General features: G+C 47.0%; 17 protein-coding genes and 1 tRNA gene. 3 read left to right on the top strand and 15 right to left on the bottom strand.

Annotated features, from left to right (window positions below; genetic code table 11):
* Window positions 1-137: 137 nt before the first annotated feature.
* From MHN33_RS05705 to MHN33_RS05685, 5 genes are all read right to left on the bottom strand, one after another.
* A complete protein-coding gene (locus MHN33_RS05705; RefSeq protein WP_239397022.1) occupies window positions 138-2,549 on the bottom strand; it encodes an ABC transporter permease in 2,412 nt (803 codons plus the stop codon).
* 12 nt (window positions 2,550-2,561) lie between these two features.
* On the bottom strand, window positions 2,562-3,266 hold the full coding sequence (locus MHN33_RS05700) for an ABC transporter ATP-binding protein (protein WP_239397021.1): 705 nt from the start codon (window positions 3,264-3,266) through the stop codon (window positions 2,562-2,564).
* Between the two features lie 24 nt (window positions 3,267-3,290).
* On the bottom strand, window positions 3,291-4,547 hold the full coding sequence (locus MHN33_RS05695) for an HlyD family efflux transporter periplasmic adaptor subunit (protein WP_239397020.1): 1,257 nt from the start codon (window positions 4,545-4,547) through the stop codon (window positions 3,291-3,293).
* Window positions 4,548-5,361: 814 nt separating this feature from the next.
* Window positions 5,362-6,117, bottom strand: a complete 756-nt coding sequence (locus MHN33_RS05690; protein WP_239397019.1) for a 4'-phosphopantetheinyl transferase superfamily protein — start codon at window positions 6,115-6,117, stop codon at window positions 5,362-5,364.
* Window positions 6,118-6,245: 128 nt separating this feature from the next.
* A complete protein-coding gene (locus tag MHN33_RS05685) occupies window positions 6,246-6,407 on the bottom strand; it encodes a hypothetical protein (RefSeq protein ID WP_239397016.1) in 162 nt (53 codons plus the stop codon).
* 1,107 nt (window positions 6,408-7,514) lie between these two features.
* Between MHN33_RS05685 and MHN33_RS05680 the strand changes: the two genes are divergently transcribed.
* Both MHN33_RS05680 and MHN33_RS05675 read left to right on the top strand, forming a co-directional pair.
* Window positions 7,515-8,261, top strand: coding sequence for an alpha/beta fold hydrolase (locus MHN33_RS05680; protein ID WP_239397015.1), 747 nt, complete (start codon window positions 7,515-7,517; stop codon window positions 8,259-8,261).
* 59 nt (window positions 8,262-8,320) lie between these two features.
* Window positions 8,321-9,280, top strand: coding sequence for a zinc transporter ZntB (locus MHN33_RS05675; RefSeq protein ID WP_239397014.1), 960 nt, complete (start codon window positions 8,321-8,323; stop codon window positions 9,278-9,280).
* A 35-nt stretch (window positions 9,281-9,315) separates the two neighbouring features.
* Here the strand turns inward: MHN33_RS05675 and MHN33_RS05670 are convergent.
* Window positions 9,316-9,390, bottom strand: a tRNA-Arg gene (locus MHN33_RS05670).
* A gap of 221 nt (window positions 9,391-9,611) precedes the next feature.
* Between MHN33_RS05670 and MHN33_RS05665 the strand changes: the two genes are divergently transcribed.
* The gene (locus MHN33_RS05665; RefSeq protein WP_239397013.1) at window positions 9,612-9,794 is read left to right on the top strand and encodes a helix-turn-helix domain-containing protein; all 183 of its coding nucleotides are present in this window, start codon (window positions 9,612-9,614) and stop codon (window positions 9,792-9,794) included.
* A gap of 90 nt (window positions 9,795-9,884) precedes the next feature.
* Here the strand turns inward: MHN33_RS05665 and MHN33_RS05660 are convergent, their stop codons facing one another.
* From MHN33_RS05660 to fdx, 9 genes are all read right to left on the bottom strand, one after another.
* Window positions 9,885-10,706 (bottom strand): phosphotransferase, encoded by an 822-nt coding sequence (locus MHN33_RS05660; RefSeq protein ID WP_239397011.1) that lies wholly within the window; start codon window positions 10,704-10,706, stop codon window positions 9,885-9,887.
* Entirely contained in the window at window positions 10,660-11,280 is a 621-nt protein-coding gene (gene pnuC / locus MHN33_RS05655; protein WP_239397338.1) for a nicotinamide riboside transporter PnuC, read from the bottom strand. Before pnuC ends, MHN33_RS05660 begins: the two co-directional genes overlap by 47 nt.
* Window positions 11,280-11,534, bottom strand: a complete 255-nt coding sequence (locus MHN33_RS05650) for a hypothetical protein (RefSeq protein ID WP_239397009.1) — start codon at window positions 11,532-11,534, stop codon at window positions 11,280-11,282. Before MHN33_RS05650 ends, pnuC begins: the two co-directional genes overlap by 1 nt.
* Window positions 11,535-11,563: 29 nt before the next feature.
* The gene (locus MHN33_RS05645) at window positions 11,564-12,100 is read right to left on the bottom strand and encodes a nuclear transport factor 2 family protein (protein ID WP_239397008.1); all 537 of its coding nucleotides are present in this window, start codon (window positions 12,098-12,100) and stop codon (window positions 11,564-11,566) included.
* 101 nt (window positions 12,101-12,201) lie between these two features.
* The gene (locus MHN33_RS05640) at window positions 12,202-13,578 is read right to left on the bottom strand and encodes a Gfo/Idh/MocA family oxidoreductase (protein WP_239397006.1); all 1,377 of its coding nucleotides are present in this window, start codon (window positions 13,576-13,578) and stop codon (window positions 12,202-12,204) included.
* 197 nt (window positions 13,579-13,775) lie between these two features.
* Entirely contained in the window at window positions 13,776-14,849 is a 1,074-nt protein-coding gene (locus tag MHN33_RS05635) for an aminoglycoside phosphotransferase family protein (RefSeq protein ID WP_239397337.1), read from the bottom strand.
* A gap of 43 nt (window positions 14,850-14,892) precedes the next feature.
* Window positions 14,893-15,777 (bottom strand): NTP transferase domain-containing protein, encoded by an 885-nt coding sequence (locus MHN33_RS05630; protein WP_239397005.1) that lies wholly within the window; start codon window positions 15,775-15,777, stop codon window positions 14,893-14,895.
* 239 nt (window positions 15,778-16,016) lie between these two features.
* Window positions 16,017-17,453, bottom strand: coding sequence for an NAD-dependent succinate-semialdehyde dehydrogenase (locus MHN33_RS05625; protein ID WP_239397004.1), 1,437 nt, complete (start codon window positions 17,451-17,453; stop codon window positions 16,017-16,019).
* A 60-nt stretch (window positions 17,454-17,513) separates the two neighbouring features.
* Window positions 17,514-17,852 (bottom strand): ISC system 2Fe-2S type ferredoxin, encoded by a 339-nt coding sequence (gene fdx, locus MHN33_RS05620; RefSeq protein ID WP_010384025.1) that lies wholly within the window; start codon window positions 17,850-17,852, stop codon window positions 17,514-17,516.

Here is a 17,852-nt window from a genome sequence, read left to right as displayed (position 1 = left end):
TGAATGCCAAAATTAAAATACGAAAACTGCGACGACACTTTTTAACCGTACCGATGAAACACTTCAGCACAGAGATTACCGCCAGATTTCACTGCTATGCCAGTACCTGACGACTCTGCCAGGCACTGGCATAGACACTATTCGTGCCTTAAAGCCGCACTAGGCTCTTTTTGTAAAACGGCTCTGGTGGGTAATACAACTGCTAATGCAATGATCAATACAATCGAAACCGGAATACCTATCAAAAGAATATTGTGCATCTCTGCAACCCCAGTGGAGCCCAGCATTTGCAGCGTGAAGATCCCCAACGGCATACCCAGTAAAAGGCCAACAAACAACTGCTTAGCGCTAGATACCATGAAAAACTTATAGATATCGGCATTTTGTGCACCAATAGCCCTTTTCACTCCGGTTTCGTGGCGTTTTTGGAAAATAGATTTTGACACCACACCGTAGATCCCGGAAAAAGCGATGATCAAAGACGCAATCGCAATAATAAGGAACATTTCACTCACAAAATCCATCGCCGCCATGCGTTTATTTACGTTGTACCGCAATGAGTTAATGTCAAACGCAAGCGCATTAAAATCGAGCTGTGACGAGGCCTTGACGATCGTTTCACTGAGCTCATAGGGATCACCCGTTGTTTTCAGTGCAATGCGAATACCCAGTTTGGGGTTCTGATCTAACTTGATATACACAGTGCCTCTGGATTTCGTCCAGCGGTTCTCCTTTCCGTGTACAACTTTATTTACCACACCGACGACTGTATACCAGACCGGATCTTTGGCCAGGATCTTAACTCGCTTACCCACCGCCGATTCGTCTGGCCAGTGCTGCTTCGCAAAGTTTTCCGTTACGACGGCCACTAACGTGGTGTCAGGCCTGTCGTGTTGGTTAAAATCACGCCCTTCCAACAGTTCAATCCCAAAAGTTGTGAAATAGTTTTCATCGACAAACACATTGTGGGCAGCATCAAACTGATTGGTTCCATAGTTTTTACCCTCAATATTGACCTTTGCATACCAGGCTGTTTCGCTGGGGAGATTAGTGCTTAGGGACAGACTCTCCACTCTTGCATCCCGCTGTAATAAGCCAGATAAATCATCGTAGTATCTTTGCCTCTTCGCGGTGTCATAGGTGTCCGGTAACGTCACATTGGCGCGCAAAATATTGTCAATATCGGCTCCGTAGTCAGTTCGGTGCTGGTCAAAAATAGTCTTCACCATCGCGGTGGAGGCCAGTAATAGCGTACAAGAAAGCAGGATTTCAACAATGACCAAGACCTTACTTACCCGGCCTTGCGATTTGCTTTGTGCGCCTCTGGTGCCTGCGCGCAACACATCGTTAAAGTTCCCTCCCGTCGCTTTGACCGCGGGCAAAATACCCGTGATTACGGCTGTTACTATGACTAACAAAACTGCCATTAAAATACTGAAACCCGTGATGCGAATATCGAACCAAAAAGGCACGGGAAATGGTAATAATGTCGGTAAGCGCTCGTTCACTATGTCCAGCCACACACTGGCAATAGCGACAGATATGCAGCCGGAGACCACGCAGATGATGGCACTTTCCCACATGATTTGAGAAATAAGACGACTACGAGGTGCTCCGATGGCAATTCGGATCGCGGTCTCTTTACCTTTTTCAATTGCACGAGAAAACAACAAGTTACCGACGTTTATACAACACAGAATAAGAATAAAGCCGACACACAGTTGCATGGCCAGTTCGAGCTTTTCATGACCATCTCCCATTTTGGCGTCCTGAAAGCTCCAAACATGCACAGATCCGGAGTTGTCTGATTTGGGTTGGTTGTTGTGGAACTCGCGCGCCAGCTGTTTTACTTCAAAGTTAGCTTGCTGATCAGTTATGCCATTTTTTAACAGGCCAAACATAATCACGCGACTGCCCTCAGGAAACGTAAAGTCTGTTGCCCGCTCAGTGAGTGGCAGCCAGATTTCAGCAGCATCTGGAAATTTATAGGACTCTGGCATGACGCCAATAATGGTGGTTGGCACGCCATTCACACGAATTTTTTGCCCTATTACGTCATCCTGTTGTGCAAAAAACTTCTGGTACACTGGATAACCTATAATCACAACAGGAGAAGCCCCGGAAGACAGATCTTTGGTATCGAACAAACGGCCCATCAGAGGAACGGCATCAGACACTTCGAAAAACTCAGATTGTGCAAACGTAGCGTTGTAGGAAATGGCACGTTCACCAATTCCAAGACTGACATCTCGCTGGGTGAAAACCCCCATTTTTTCCCAGTTATTGCTATTCTCTGCAATAAACTCGGCTTCGTGCAGGGTAATGAAAGGCGTGTTGTAAACAAAGTCCTTAGACATCGCATCGATCCGGCGCAACTTTTCACCATTTTCAAACGGCATCGTTGCAGAAACCGACGTCGGTAAGAATGACATAAGAAAGATCGAGAGAGTCAGACCGGTTGTCATCACAAACAGTGTCAGAATCGTAAACTTTGGATTGCGCAGCATCAGGCGCAGCGCATACTTTATATCGAGGATCATCCCATTCATAGTAATTAACCTCTAAGCCACTATCGCTGCTTGCTGGCCACTGTCACTTTCTATTTTTCCGTCTAGCATGCGGACGACACGTTGTGCGTGCCTGGCTACGTCTACATCGTGGGAAACCATACAGATGGTAGTGCCTTGCTTGTGCAATTTATCAAAAAGTGCCAACACCGCTTCGGCATTCTTTTTATCCAGGTTACCGGTAGGTTCATCAGCAAGCAGTATTAAAGGGCTGCTCACGATTGCTCTGGCGACCGCGACACGTTGTTGCTGTCCCCCTGATAGTTGCCCGGGATAGTGATTCGCACGATGCGACATATCTACTTGCTGAAGCGCGTTCTCTATTCGTTCTTTTTGCTCTTTCTTTGCAATATCTTTGCGATAAGTCATTGGCAAGCCGATATTTTCTGCCACGGTTAAGTCGCTGATCAGGTTGAATGACTGAAACACGATGCCAATATCTGTATTGCGTACCCTTGCCCTTTCTGACGCATTGAGACCTGTTACTTCCTTCTCTCCAAGCTTGTAACTACCTGATGAACCATTGTCCAGCAGGCCAAGCATAGATAAAAGTGTAGACTTTCCACAACCTGAAGGGCCTGTGATAATGACATACTCGCCTTTGTCTATGGACAAATTGATGCTCTGCAGTGCATGAGTATCAACTTCTTCAGTTGAAAATACTTTACTGAAATTATCTAAGTGAATGAGGGGGTTCATGCCATATACCTTTTTCTTATTAGTCTATTTAAGGGCAATCCGTTCAAATCTTTCAAAATTGTTTTGTTCGGAAATAATGATGCGATCCAGCGCCTGTAGTCCTTCGACTATTTCAATTTCAGTGCTGGAAGAAATGCCGAATTTAACTTTTACCTGCTCGGCAAAAGACTCAGACTCGTCTACCTTGTAAACGATCATTTCCTGATTTTCTTGAAAAAATGCCGGTCTGCGGACAAACATGGCGTCTGCTTTTTCGGCAATAAAAATTTCACCGTCGATGCTCAAGTCTGAGCGTGCTTCCTGGGGTAACTCAGCCGGTAGCCGAATATCCACACTGACATTCCCCCCTTCCACTCTGGGTTCAATTCTGAAGACTTCTCCGTTGATCACTGAGGTGCGAGTATCAACCTGAACTTTCTGACCCTTTGCCACTTTGCTGATCTTGTGCTCAGGGACCTGTAACCTTGCAATCAAATCTTCCTGGTTAGCAAGTTTTGAAACCATATCACCAATGTTGACCCGTTGCCCCAACTCCAAGGGCATTTCTTGCACGATACCAGAAGCACTCGCTCTGACTGTCAGCGCTTCGACTTGCTCCTTGGCACGTTGGTATTTTTTCTTCAACTTATTTAATGCCGCTACTTCAGCATCGAGCAATGCATTTAAACTCAGCCTTAACTGTTGCAGCTGCTTTTCTTCTATTCTGATAGACTCTGTTAACTGTTCTTTTTTTAACCTGGCCTGCTGAAATTCCAGGTTTGAAACCGAAAGATCGCCCGATGCTTCAAGCTTTACATAGGCTTCAAAGCGCATTTTGGCTTCTTCAAATGACATCCGAGTCTTGTAAAATTGATATTCAGATTGCAATAGCTCAGTTTCTGTCTTTATCTGCTCAGCCTGATATGCCGCTTCTTGTGATTCAATATCCCAGGACAGTTCATCCATTTCTTGTTTAACCTGAGGGTTGGAAAGAATAGCCATCACCTGGCCTCGCTCAACGACTTCTCCCGGACGCACAAGCACTTCGGTCACAACCCCATCTACCGTCGAAGTTACCCACTGTACTTTATCACTGACCAGGGTGCCGATTGCCGCGATTTTGACATCAAATTGACCCGTATTGACCTTTGCGATGGTTAAACGGTTTCTGTCTACCGAAAACGATGCGAGGGTTGACGGTTTCAAAAAATACCAAACGAGTCCTACACCAATCGCTAAGAGTATTGCCAGAGCCAACTTTTTATTAATTGACTTACTTGATTTTTTTTTAATTACATCCATCACAATTTTCTGAAATTAGTAGTTAGTTATTACGCCAGCATGTTGCAATGCGCTCATGCTCAGTGTGTTTATAATAAGCTGCAGGTTAGCTGTTTCGACAGAAAGACGACTTTTCAATACCCGTATCAGTTTGCTATTTACGTTCTCCTCGCATCTAAGTACATACAGCAACCCCACCTTAACACACTGAAATTGCAGAGAAACATTGAATTGAGTTCTTCCGTCAACTTAGTTAATAACCAAGATTTACTTTCTGGAAGCATGTAACTACACAATAGCGATTAAGTGTCTAAACACAACAAAGAAACCTTAAGTGTCTCACGCATGAGACAGAGGTTTATCCAATGGGTTGCTAGTATCACAGGCATAGCACCTGTTGTTTACGAAAATACTTAGTATCGGTATTAAACACTAAAGTGAAGTAAAGGTAAAATGCTAAATCAAAGTTTGCTTCAAATTACGAATACGACGTGTGGGGCCCCCATCTGATTACAACTTAATTACTATAAAAATATTACAAACCATCCTTTTATCCACTATGTGAGTTGTACATCTGACTCACCCAAGAAGCGACTACCAATTAATCAATAATAAATCTTTTTATTAAAATCAATGCAGTATAAATAATTTCAGTGCCACTTATGACAGTCACTGACATACCGGGATCCCGACCGTAATCCAGCATAACTCCTTCGCCGATCAGGCTATGTTCGCCATACAGCTTCTATTTACGCTGATACTGATAACAGCTGATATTCCCTGCTTCCTGGCGCAACTATCAGCAGACCAGCGCATGTTAACAATTGCAATTCGCTCAGCAGTCACCAAGCTGAGTACACAACCCAGGGGTGTCAGTTGTATCTGTAGGAAAAGCACTAACTCTCAATGTAACCTTATCTCCTCCCATCGGACTGGTGCAGACAGATAAACATACCTCATTATTCAACAGATACTGAGAAAATTGATATTGCCCGTCATATTGACGATCATGAATTTTATAGACGATCTGCTTTGCATCCAGCGCAAATTCGATCGAATCCAGCGGCATGTCCAACCCGGTGCCAGTACATTTAAGAAAGGCCTCTTTCAAGGTCCAAAACTGCGCAAAGCGAAACGGGTACGTTGTGTGATGCCTGGATAAATCACTCACTTCATTTTTATGAAAGAAGCGTTGGGCAATTTCTTTTGTTGCAAAAAGCTGATCAATACACTCGATATCGATACCCATTGCTGCAACTTTCCCTAGTGCAACAGCAACCCAGTGCTCAGTATAACTTATGCTGATATGAAGGTTTTCAATGTCCTTCTCCGGCCCCAGTAACACTGGTTTACCGTTCGCATTTTTAGACACTGAAATGTTTCTGTTACTTCCTATGAAACAATCAGTTAGTAATCGCTGTAACATAACTCTTGAATACAAATAGGCAATTTTCTGCGCTTCGTCTCCAAGAGAAGAATAGTGGTTCAGCTCAGCCTGATTCAGTATCTTCAGTGGATCAGGCTCACCTTGCAGTGCAAGTCTGCGGTGCTTCAGGTCACATATCCATACATGAACAGTATCCGATATCAATACAAACTCCTAATTTGCTTTCCAGAACTGGGTTGATAATAAGCAACGGTTTGTTCTGTTTATTGACTTGTGACTTTTGCTGAGCATTGCAGACTTGATAGTGACGGTAGACGCATGTTACCGCTGGATCATAACTTCACTTTTTCTTCTAAGTAAAATGAAACCAAGGCCTCTTCATCGATGTAGACCCCTTCGGACTCATCTTTTCTCCCCAAATTATATCCCATTAAGAGCGCTTTTTTTACCTCGAAAATGTAACTTTTATTTTTCTTTTTTTTATTATTATTCATACTTCCTTTACCTCACAAAATGAGTTATTATACTTTCGAATCGAACCTTACCATTATTTTCATAACGAAACTATAGCGTATTCAACGATGATCGCTGTTTATTCCTCATCATATTGGCTACCAAACTATTGCAAATGTAAAAATGACCATAGAGATGTAACTCCGAACAAACGGGTTGTAACGGATAAGGTAGTGAGACATTTTTTACGCTTTAGGCACACACTTTGTACCAAATAAGGGCCCTAACTGCAATCCATATGCGTTTGATAGTCGACGGCTCAGTCATATCTGGCTACTGAATGCGCTGTATTGTTTAACTGCCCAGAGAAAAACAGCACGGTTGTGTTACCAGTTAGCTCAGACGCCCGGCCCCTGTTCGCGGCGATTTTACGGACTTATTATCTTCAATTGAAGTTGATTTTTCTTATAGTAACCACCTGTTGCGGTGACAATTTAAACAACCCGCTCTGGCTGGCTTGTATTCGATGGCATTAAACTGAGCATGAGCTGCTTTGTGTATCACGTTTACACTGACAGAAAGCTGAGTGCTTCCTTGTGTATTCAGGGGCGAACATCCCGTCAGAATATCGGTCAAACTGAATGACACTGCAACGCACCGCTTTCAAAGCGCCGACTATCTGAATGCCCTCTTGGTCACTGCATCCAGCTGAGTCCCCTTGATTTGCTATTGTCAGCGTTAGTCTGGCACTGCAACAGTCCCTGTCGCGCGCAGCACATTGGTCGAAGGCATTCACTGTGTTGCAAGCACTGTCGTTTCTACTTTCACCTCCACCCGACATTTATCCCGATTTACACAATAAAGTATCTTCCGCAGACTTTAAATTGATCCACTGAAACGACCTCATTGATAAAAACCAAACGATCAAAAGGAATAGGGTCGTCAATCCGGTTCTGTGTCGCATTACCATTCACTGCTTTAACACCCCGAATCCGGCATAACAGTGGTAAGTAAAACATTATTCAGCATTTTGGCATCGGCCCTGGCAATCTCCGGATAACAGTGATGTGAATATTGCTTGAATAAAATGACTTGATTGGAGCTCGTCTGGTAGGATAGTTCCCAATTTCAGAAAAAGATATATCATCATGAACAGCAAGCTTTTTGTAATACCTAAACCCAACCCCAATGCCAAACTCAGGCTGTTTTGCTTTCCTTATGCAGGTGGCTCACCAGCTATTTATATGCCCTGGAGTAGTGCGTTGCCTCCTGAGGTAGAACTGGTTCTTCTGCAATTTCCAGGCCGCGGTGCGCGAATGGGTGAAGTCGCTCACGTCGAGATGCAACACAAGGTGAGTGAGTTGTTATCTCACCAGGCCTTTCTGACAGAGAAACCTTATGTGCTGATGGGCCACAGTTTAGGTAGCCGGGTGATTTTTGAAGTCACAAAACATCTGGTCGAGAAAAATGCACCGCTACCGTGTCACCTTATCGCATCGGGTAGCCGTGCCCCCCATACCTGCTCGGTAAAAGAACCTATTTATGATCTCCCCCATGATGCCTTTGTTGAAGAACTATTCAAACTCAATGGCACACCAAAGGAGCTGTTGCAACACAGAGAATTGATGGAATTATTGCTGCCCTTACTCAGAGCAGATTTTCAGATTGCCGAATGCTATCAGGCGCAGGCGACCCGTCTGCCGTGCCCAATCACAGTATTCCATGGCCATGATGATATTGAGATCAGCACAGAGCAGCTGCACAGCTGGCAGGATTTAAGTGAACATCAGATTGACATTCATTACTTTAATGGTGGTCACTTTTTCATCAACCAATGCCGCGATGACGTCGTGCGGACGGTTAACCAGGTGCTCGGTAAAATATTACAATACTGATTGCCAAAACCCCTAAGTTGACCAATGATAAACACATCAGTTTATGTGTAGGTGATAAAATGGAAGGTTTACTTCATGCGCTCGTACTCGATGGTCAGGGTGGCGCAACTCCGGTAACAGATCTGGCACAGGCGCTCAAAGACGATGCGCCTGTGTGGCTGCACTTTGACTATACCAGCGAGATGGTTCAGCACTTTCTAAGTCAGCTGGATTTTCTGCAAGAGTGGGAATGGCAAGCCTTACTCGCCGAAGAAACGCGCCCTCGTGTGACCCGTGCCAATCATGGATTGTTGCTGTTTTTGCGCGGTGTCAACCTCAACCCAAGGCAAAACCCGGAAGATATGGTCTCAGTGCGCTGCTTTGTCAGTAAAAACGTGCTCATCACCTGCCGCAAACGAGTGTTGATCTCTATCGAAGATCTACGCAACGCGCTGCTGGATGGCGCCGGAGCCAATACCATCAGTGATCTGATCTGTGCGTTGATTGATCGCCTGACGCACCGAATGCAGGATACATTATGGCAAGTCGAAGAACAGCTGGACGAATTTGAAGAGCAGTTGGACAAAGAAGAATGCCAGCCCGACTATCACCAAATAACCTTGCTGAGACGTCAGGTTATTTCTTTAAAACGCTATATTAAACCCCAGCGTCAGGCTATCTATGATTTAATTGATACTAAGGTGAGTTGGCTGAACCTCGAGCAGCGCCGCTTGCTCGGCGAAGCCAATAACACCCTGAGCCGCTATATCGAAGAGCTTGAAGCCAGCATTGAGCGGGCGCAGGTGCTGCAGCAAAGTATTGCCAATCAGCTTAATGAACAGCTTAATCAGCGCATGTATATTATGTCGGTGGTCGCAGCGTTGTTTTTACCCTTGGGGTTTTTAACTGGCCTGTTGGGTGTCAATATTGGTGGCATTCCGGGCACCGAGCACCCCTGGTCATTTAGCATTTTCGTGATTGCGCTGGTGATACTAACCGTTGCCGTTGCCATCTTGTTTAAACGTCGAAAATGGATATAGTGGGTGGAATTTGCAATTGCGAGGGTAACGTAAAATGGCGCTCTCGCTAGGGATCGAACCTAGAACTTGGCCTCCGGAGGGCCACGTGATATCCATTTCACCACGAGAGCATCATCTTAGTGGTGCCAATAATAATCATATCCTGTGGCAAATACCAGTCATTGTTGTCTATATGCTTAATTTATGGCCTAAAACTCGAAAAAAGACTTCACACAGAGCGAAATTCGCGATATTTAACTATGCTTAGAACAATAACAATAATGACGACCTGTTGATATGCGGAAAATTGGTCTCCCTGTATTAACACGACATCATCTGAGAGGACCGTATTATGACTCCAATGACCACTGAACAAGTTGCTGAATTTTTAGATGTTAAAGTGGAGCGTGTCAGACGACTGGCACGAGAGAACCTGTTGGTTGCCAAACAGCAGGATGATCAGGGCGAACCTATTTTTGACAAAGACGACGTTGAAAAATACAAAGAGCTGGCGCAGCGTTTAGGAGGGATTTAACTGCGAAACAAGCTACTGCCCGGCAGAACTTCGACACCAGACAATGATAGTGCCCGAATGATCCTCGGGCCTCAGCTGTCTGCGAAGCAACTAGCTCTGCCACACCTTAAGTTGGCTCTGTAAAGGGCCGATGTACCGCTTTAAATCACGCTGCTGATACCATGCAATACAAAGTAACAGGTAAGCTTGTACATAGCTGGTCAATTTTTTTCCGCCATATCCTGGCAGCGGCAGTTTTGCCAGGCGATAGTACCGCTCGAGCATCTTATGCCCGTCAGCCACAGACAAGGCAAAAGACACACATAATGCCGCCAAATCAAAATACCGATCGTTGTATTGTGCATACTCAAAATCAATAAATACAGGCCCCTGCGCCGTTACCAGGATATTGTCTTTAACCAGATCATTATGACAAAAACACATATCAGCCTCATACTGAGCCAGCAGCTGACCTAACTGTGCAACCTGTGTTGAGCAGGCCAGTACCTGACCTGCTTCAGTGAGCGCGCCATACAGGTCAAGCTTCCCCACCCGGGGCGGTGCAAGACTATGTAGCATGTGTAGCTGCTCTAACAAGCCATCGCTGAGCAACATTGCGTCATCACTCTGATCCATAAACTCAAATAACGCCAGCCGGGTTTTTGCATGGTACCCAATTAAAGGCTGTGCCACGCCAAGCTGAGCCAGCTGTGACTGTGCATCCAGTGCTTTGACAGGCAGAGTGCCTGAGTAGTGCTTTAGCAAAAACCCCTGCTGCGCCTGCTCCAGAAAGTAATTTTTGTTACTTAAGCCTTTGTTGAGTGGGCGTAGCGAGTGAATTGCCATTTCAGGGAAGGCCTGCCTGATCAGCGCCCTCAACTGCGTATCACAAGGCGGCAAGGGGTTTACCCTCTTTTCGTTGATGTACTTCATACCAGCGTACATAACCCCAGCAGACCATGACGGTGTAAAAACCAAATAGCACCAGAGTCGGGTAATAGCCTTTGAGATAGTAGAGGTACATCGACGCGGCATCGATCACTATCCAGTACAACCAGTTTTCCAGCACCTTGCGGGCTACCAGGTAGGTGGTCACCACGGCAAAGCACGTCGTCAGGCTATCCAGATAGGCCAGTTCAGCATGGGTGTAATTATCCATCACATAGCCGATGGCCAGTGCCACAACTAAGGTACTCAGGATGATGATGCTATGTCGATATAAAGACCAGGAAACAATCGCCAGTGACGTATCTTGCCTGCCGCTGCGCCACATCCACCACCCCACTACCGCCATAAACATGTAGTAAAAGTTCAGCAAGGACTCCATCAGCAATGCGCCATTCCAGTACATCACCGTGTAGATAAAGGTGCTGGCAAAGGCCGCAGGCCAGCACCAGGAGTTTTCCCGGATAGCCAGCAACAAATACGCTGCGGATAAAATCACGGCCAGATATTCCCACACCGACATCGCGGTAAACCCGGCCAGGGTTTCAATGAGCCACTGCATCATGACTGGGGAGACAGATCGCCACTGATGAACTTGCAGACAAACACGATTCGACCAAACTGCTCAAATGAGCGCTTCATTTCTGCCGATAAGGTGCGCATCAACAGTTCATACTCACCAAAGACCTGGGTAGACATAGTATTGGTCTGTACTTTGAGCTGTGGATGCTGATTGAGGCGCTCGATAAAATCTTTAATAAAAGGGATATAGTCAGAATGTAATGGATATTTGCTGATCTCAACAGAGAGTTGCATCTCAGTGTCCTCGCCAGAATAATAAAGGATTAGTTTGCAGTATGATTTAAGTTGCGACCACCATCGGTTAATGAACGGGGCCAATAATTGATCCAGTCCTGCTGATAGGTGATCTTGTTGTCAGAATTAAAGTGTAACACGGTTGTGAAGCGCCACGGTCCCATTTCTCGCCCTTCATACTCAAAGCGGACATAAGTGCCACGGATCACGGCGCGCCGTTGCTGCTCGTCAAGGATCACCTCACTCAATGTAAAAGTCTGCTCACCGTCCAGAATTTTTACATTACCGGCTGACCAGTTAAAAAACTCAGCCAAAGCCTGCTTGTTTTCTACGGCAAAGCCGTAATGCATGTCTTCCAGCTGCACCTCGTCGGCATAAAAAGATAAGAATTGCTCAAAGTTCTGACGTGCCTGATAAGTACTTATATAGTCAATGAGCGTTTGTTTTAGCACACTGGGTGCTTGTGAAGATTGATGGGCCTGTTGTGTTACACCACAGCCTGCCATCGCAGTCATGACCATTAACACAAGGCACACTGTGAGCTGTGTGATTATTGTTGCGCGCAAATCTACCTCCGGGTATGAGTATCAACCTGAAACGGGCCCCGCATGAGGGCCTGTCGATTGTATCATACCTAACCGGAATGATCTGTGCCGAAGACACACTGCTAGGCGCCGACGATCCCCAGAGGCTGTGCACTTTGCCAGGCCCCTCGGGTAAAGTCCGGAATGGTGACTGACTCACTGCGATTAGCGACCGATATTGCTGACAAGGGCGAGATCACAGACCAGGCGGCGCCATCATAGACATCCTGATCCAAAGGTTCACCGTTTCGCAGACAATAGATCATCCGCCAGAACATTAAAAAGTCCATACCACCATGACCGCCGTTACGTTCCGCTTCGGCCCCCATTTTTAACCACAGAGGATGATCGTATTTGGCATACCAGGCGCTCATATCTTCATCCCACTCATGAAACGACTTTGTGCCGCCCTGTTCCAGTGCAATGCGATTCGGGAACCCGGCAAACACCCCATTGGTACCCTGGATCAGGTTGTGTCGGGAGTAAGGGCGCGGCGTCGTCGTATCATGCTGGATCATGATAGAGCGTCCTTTAACCGTTTTTACCAAAGTGGTATTCATATCCCCGGCCACATATCGCCACTGGTTGCGCTGATGGTCCGGCGCAAACTCACGCGCAGCATAAGCCGCACGGCCTAGTGCCGGGGAGCTCATGGACGTCAGATAATCAAACCGGTCGCCCCGGTTGATATTCATATACTGAGAAACCGGGCCAAGACCATGAGTGGGATAGAGATTACCATTGCGTTTAGTGTGCCACTGCGTACGCCAGGAGCCGGTTTTGTGTTCCAGCTCTTTCATCTGCCAGCGCAGTTCATGGATATAGGCGGCTTCGCCGTGCAATAGCTCCCCAAACAACCCCTGTCGCACCATATTCAGCACCATCAACTCGTCGCGACCATAGTTGACGTTTTCCATCATCATACAGTTTTTCTGGGTCCGCTCGGCGGTATCGACCAGCTGCCACATCTCTTCAACTGTCAGGGCCAGTGGCACCTCGACAAACGCATGCTTGCCACTTTCCATGGTATCCACAGCCATTGGGGCATGCCAGCGCCACGGGGTTGAAATAATCACGATGTCAATATCGTCCCGGGCAAGCATTTCACGGTACGCAAATTCAGAGCCCTGATATAAGGCCGGCACCTTCATTCCTCGCCCCGCTAAATAACTCGCCGAGCGCTGCAACACTTCATCATGCGTGTCACATAGGGCAACAATGTCTGCGCCTTCAATATGGCTCATACGTTTTACATGACCATAGCCCCGCTGACCGACCCCGATAAAGCCAACTCGTACGCGCTCCATTTTTGGCGCAATCAGCCCAATCACGGATTTCCCCTGCCGCTCAGGGACGGCCTGCACCGGATCCACGTTAGTTTGTGTACAACCTGAAACGACCCCGGCGGCCGCCGCAACGCCCGCTGCCTTGAGAAAATCACGGCGATTTAAATTTGTCATTATTATTGTCCTCGAAGATACGTCCTCTGCACGCTAACGGATTGTATTCTGCGTTGCAAAAACATTGCGACAAATAGATATTTAATCGGTACAGAGTTTTCTGTTAGCCATAAAAAAAGCGCGTTTCGGCGCTTTTTACTGATAGGGTACAACCAACCAAAACCACCTGTCGTGCCGATGGATTATGACTTGTGGACTTATATTTTCGACATAATGGCGCTTAGCTGGTCTTGCTTGGCGACAATATCCTGGTAGAGCGCAAACTGATTTTGCGCTCGCTGTAGATTATGCTCCGCGTGCTTGGTGGCAAAGTAGTTATCACCATCAAGGTAATCCGTCAAAAATCGCAGGCCAATCATAAACGGCATGACTTTCGCACCCAGTATAAAACTCTGCTTCTCGGTGTCTGTCAGACTGGCCGATAAAGGTCCTTTATATCCCTTCACCAAAGCCGCAAAAATTTCCTCACGTACCCGGACATTAGCCAGGTTGGTTGAATCTTCCGCTTCAGGAGAGCAAAATGTTCTGACCATATCACCAAAATCATAGAGCCAGTAACCAGGCATGCAGGTGTCCAGATCAATCACCGCACGTGCATTATTTGACTCTGAACAGAACAACATATTGTTGATCTTAGTATCGTTATGACAAGCTCGCAGCGGTAATTGCGCTTCGACATCCTCAACTTCCTGAGCAAGCGAAAACTGCGCCCGGCAAAAAGCAATTTCTGCCTGACACAAGGCTGCACGCCCCTGAGGATCCTGGCTGAGTGTCTCCTCAAATTTCTCTATACGCATAGCGAGATTATGAAAGTCCGGGATCACATGATGTAACTGTGTTGCATCAAAGTCATCTAATGCCGCTGCAAACTGACCAAATGCATTGGCCGCGACTTTCGCTTTGATTTCAGTGTCGACCACATCTTCACTATAACTGCCCCCAATGAACTCCAGTGCACGCCAGACTTCACCTTCAATGTGCACAAGATACTCACCTTTTAGAGTCGGTACGTGGCGAATGATCGCCAGTTCATAGTCACCGTCACGTGCTTTGCTTACCAAGTGTTGCTCTATTTTTCTGGCATTTGTTACTAATTGCTCAGGCTCTGGAAAAACACCGGTATTGAGTTTTTGCACAACCAAAGCGCGCTGCTTGTTTTTTAGCAACATCGTTGTATTAATATGTCCATTACCGATAGGACGTAGAGAAACAGACTCGCCCTGCAAGCCAAATTGCTGCGACAAGACCTCTGCAATTACACGATTTTTCATTGTTACCTCATTGCCACTTTCTATATGGTGGCAGGTGATAGGCTCATCCGTGACGTAGTTCATATAATAATCCTGAGACACTCTTTAATTCTTCTTTATAGGTGATACCAAACCAGCGATCACATGCACTATAAACCCTGATCTGAAATAGCGCTTGCTGAATACAGCTTTGGATACAATCAGGCAAATAATACTCGCTTTTGACATCGCTGTCATAACTTTCTAGAAACTGGGAAAATTCGATCTCCAGCTGCTTTAACAGCGTTTGTGTAACGCCCCAGCAAGTCATAGAAGCCAGTGCGGTGCCCGATAAGTTTACACGCTTGCCATCAGGCGCAACCCCTGACAAAGCCGTGCTATCTTGTTGAATATCCAAATATTCAACAACTTCAAGTAAGTAATCATCTTGAGTTTGGCATATTCCGCGATTTACGCCACCTTGTTGTGACAAAGTTTGTGCCAGCGGATAGCCCACAATGGCCATATCATTTTGTCCTGCATCAGCAAAATGTCGGACAAGCTGCACATAAGCACCTGGACCATAATAATCATCCGCCGTGATCACTATCGCAGCCCCGGGTATATAAGGTTTTGCGCATAACAACGCATGCCCGGTCCCCCAGGGCTTCTCACGCGATAGCGCTTTACTGGCAAAGCGCGAAGGTAGATTATCAACGGCCTGCTCAACCAGGTCTACCTGCAAAGCGGTGGGTAAGCGCGGCAAAGTCTGTTGCTCTATCAGCGGACGAACCTGACGGTTAATCACCAGCACCAGATGACGTACTCCGGCGGCATAGGCATCCTGAATACTCAGTTCCATGATAGTACAGTTAAAGTCTGGCAATTGCGCGATTTGCTTATTGCCACCAAACCGGGTGCCCAGGCCTGCCGCCAGGATCACCAGAGTCGGTTCCTTCCCCTTGTACATAGACATTTTCCAGCCACTCAAAAATTAAACGGCTAGTGTACATAGCTTCGACATAAATTAAAAGTCGTTGTAAAAAGTGCGATAGCAGACAGGTACTGAACAAGACCAGAAAAAATCAAAAGCAGAAGGTTAACCACCTGATATTGTTAACAATAATCGAAAGACACCGCGGATAAAGTGATGGTTTTATCCGCATCATACTCACCTGAACCAGAGAAAAGTTCCAGTATACGGAACAATCAGCTAGAAAACTTCTGGCACAGGTATTTGCTTTCCAGAAACTCCTGGAGTCCCTCTTTGGCCCCCTCACGCCCCAGTCCAGATTGCTTTACGCCACCAAAGGGCGCAACCGGATTTGAAATTGCGCCTTCGTTGATCCCGACCATGCCGTATTCAAGCGCCATCGACACCCGATGGATCTGAGACACATCCTGAGAATAGAAGTAAGCGGCAAGCCCTTCTTTTACATCATTTGCCTGACGCACAACACTGGATTCATCACTAAATGCAATGATACTGACCACCGGCGCAAAAATCTCCTGATGGTAAATGTCCATCTTTTCGCTGACACCCCGCAAAATCGTCGGTGCCATAAAGTGACCAGCGCCTGCTGTTCCCTGGAACACCCGCTGAGCACCTTTGCTAAGCGCATCCTCAACCAAGTATTCGGCCTTATCTTTGGCCTTCGCATTGATCAGTGGCCCGATATCCGTGTTCGCCTCTAATCCGTCACCGACTCGCAGTTTCTCGACCGCCTCAATGAGTGCATCTGTGAACGCTTCATGGATATCCTGATGGACGAAAACCCGATTGGCTGCCACACAAGTTTGGCCACCATTTCTGAACTTAGCAATCATCAAACCAGCCACAGCCTCGTGCACATCAGCACTGGAGAACACAATAAAGGGCGCATTGCCACCCAGTTCCATTGAAGTGCGCTTTACCGTATCGGCACTGAGTGCCAGCAGCTTTTTACCCACCGCTGTAGAGCCGGTGAAGGTCAGTTTACGCACCACCGGACTGGCCAGTAAAGGGGCAACCAGCGCCGCCGCATCGTCGCTCACCAGAACCTGAAAAGCGGCGCTTTCAAATCCGGCCTCCAACGCCAGTTTTGCCAGCGCAATGGCACTGAGTGGTGTCTCTTCGGAAGGTTTAAGAATAAACGGACAGCCAGCGGCATAAGCGGGTGCCACTTTACGGGTGATCATAGCCAGTGGAAAATTCCAGGGCGTGATCCCCAGCACGACACCTATCGGCTGTTTTACTGTTATCAGCTGATGGCCTGCACTATGCGATGGGATCACCTCCCCATAGGCACGCCGGGCCTCTTCAGCAAACCACTGCACGAATCCCGCCGCATATCTGACTTCGGCCAGTGCTTCACTGAGCGGTTTTCCCTGCTCAGTGGTCATCAGCTCTGCCAGTGCAGCCTGATGGTCCAGTATAAGGTGGTACCAGCGCAACAACACCTCTGCCCGCTGCTGGGCCGGGCGCTGTTTGAGGATGTCGAAACAAGCCTGTGCGGCATTCAGTGCCTGCTCTGCCGCCTCGTGGTCGGCAATGGAAACAGTCGCAATGGGCACATCGTTAGCCGGGTTATGGACCGTTAACTGCCGCTGTGATTGCCAGGGATTGCCATTCACCCAGGAATGGGCTTGTTCGGTGATAAGTGTCATAGCAAGCGCTCCTTCCATAACTAAACAGGGCCGCATTATGCGGCCCTGTTTCAGCAAAGATTAGTGTTCTTCGTTGACGATATTGAGATTGTATTTAGGGATTTCCACAACCAGGTCCTCGTCGGCAATCACCGCCTGACAACCCAGCCGGGATTCTGCCTCTAACCCCCAGGCCTTATCCAGCATATCGTCTTCCAGCTCATCGCTTTCTTCAAGCGAGTCAAACCCCTCACGGATCACCACGTGACAGGTCGTACAGGCACAGGATTTTTCACAGGCATGCGGAATGCTGATGCCATTTTTCAGCGCCACATCCAGTACGGTTTTGCCTGATTCAGCCTCAATGGCAGCCCCTTCCGGGCAAAGTTCTTCATGGGGTAAAAAGATAATCTGTGGCAT

The organism is Pseudoalteromonas sp. OOF1S-7, assembly GCF_022347765.1.
Taxonomy (GTDB): Bacteria; Pseudomonadota; Gammaproteobacteria; order Enterobacterales; family Alteromonadaceae; genus Pseudoalteromonas.
Note: the sequence above shows the minus strand (reverse complement) of the source record. Positions and strands in the feature narration are given on the sequence as shown.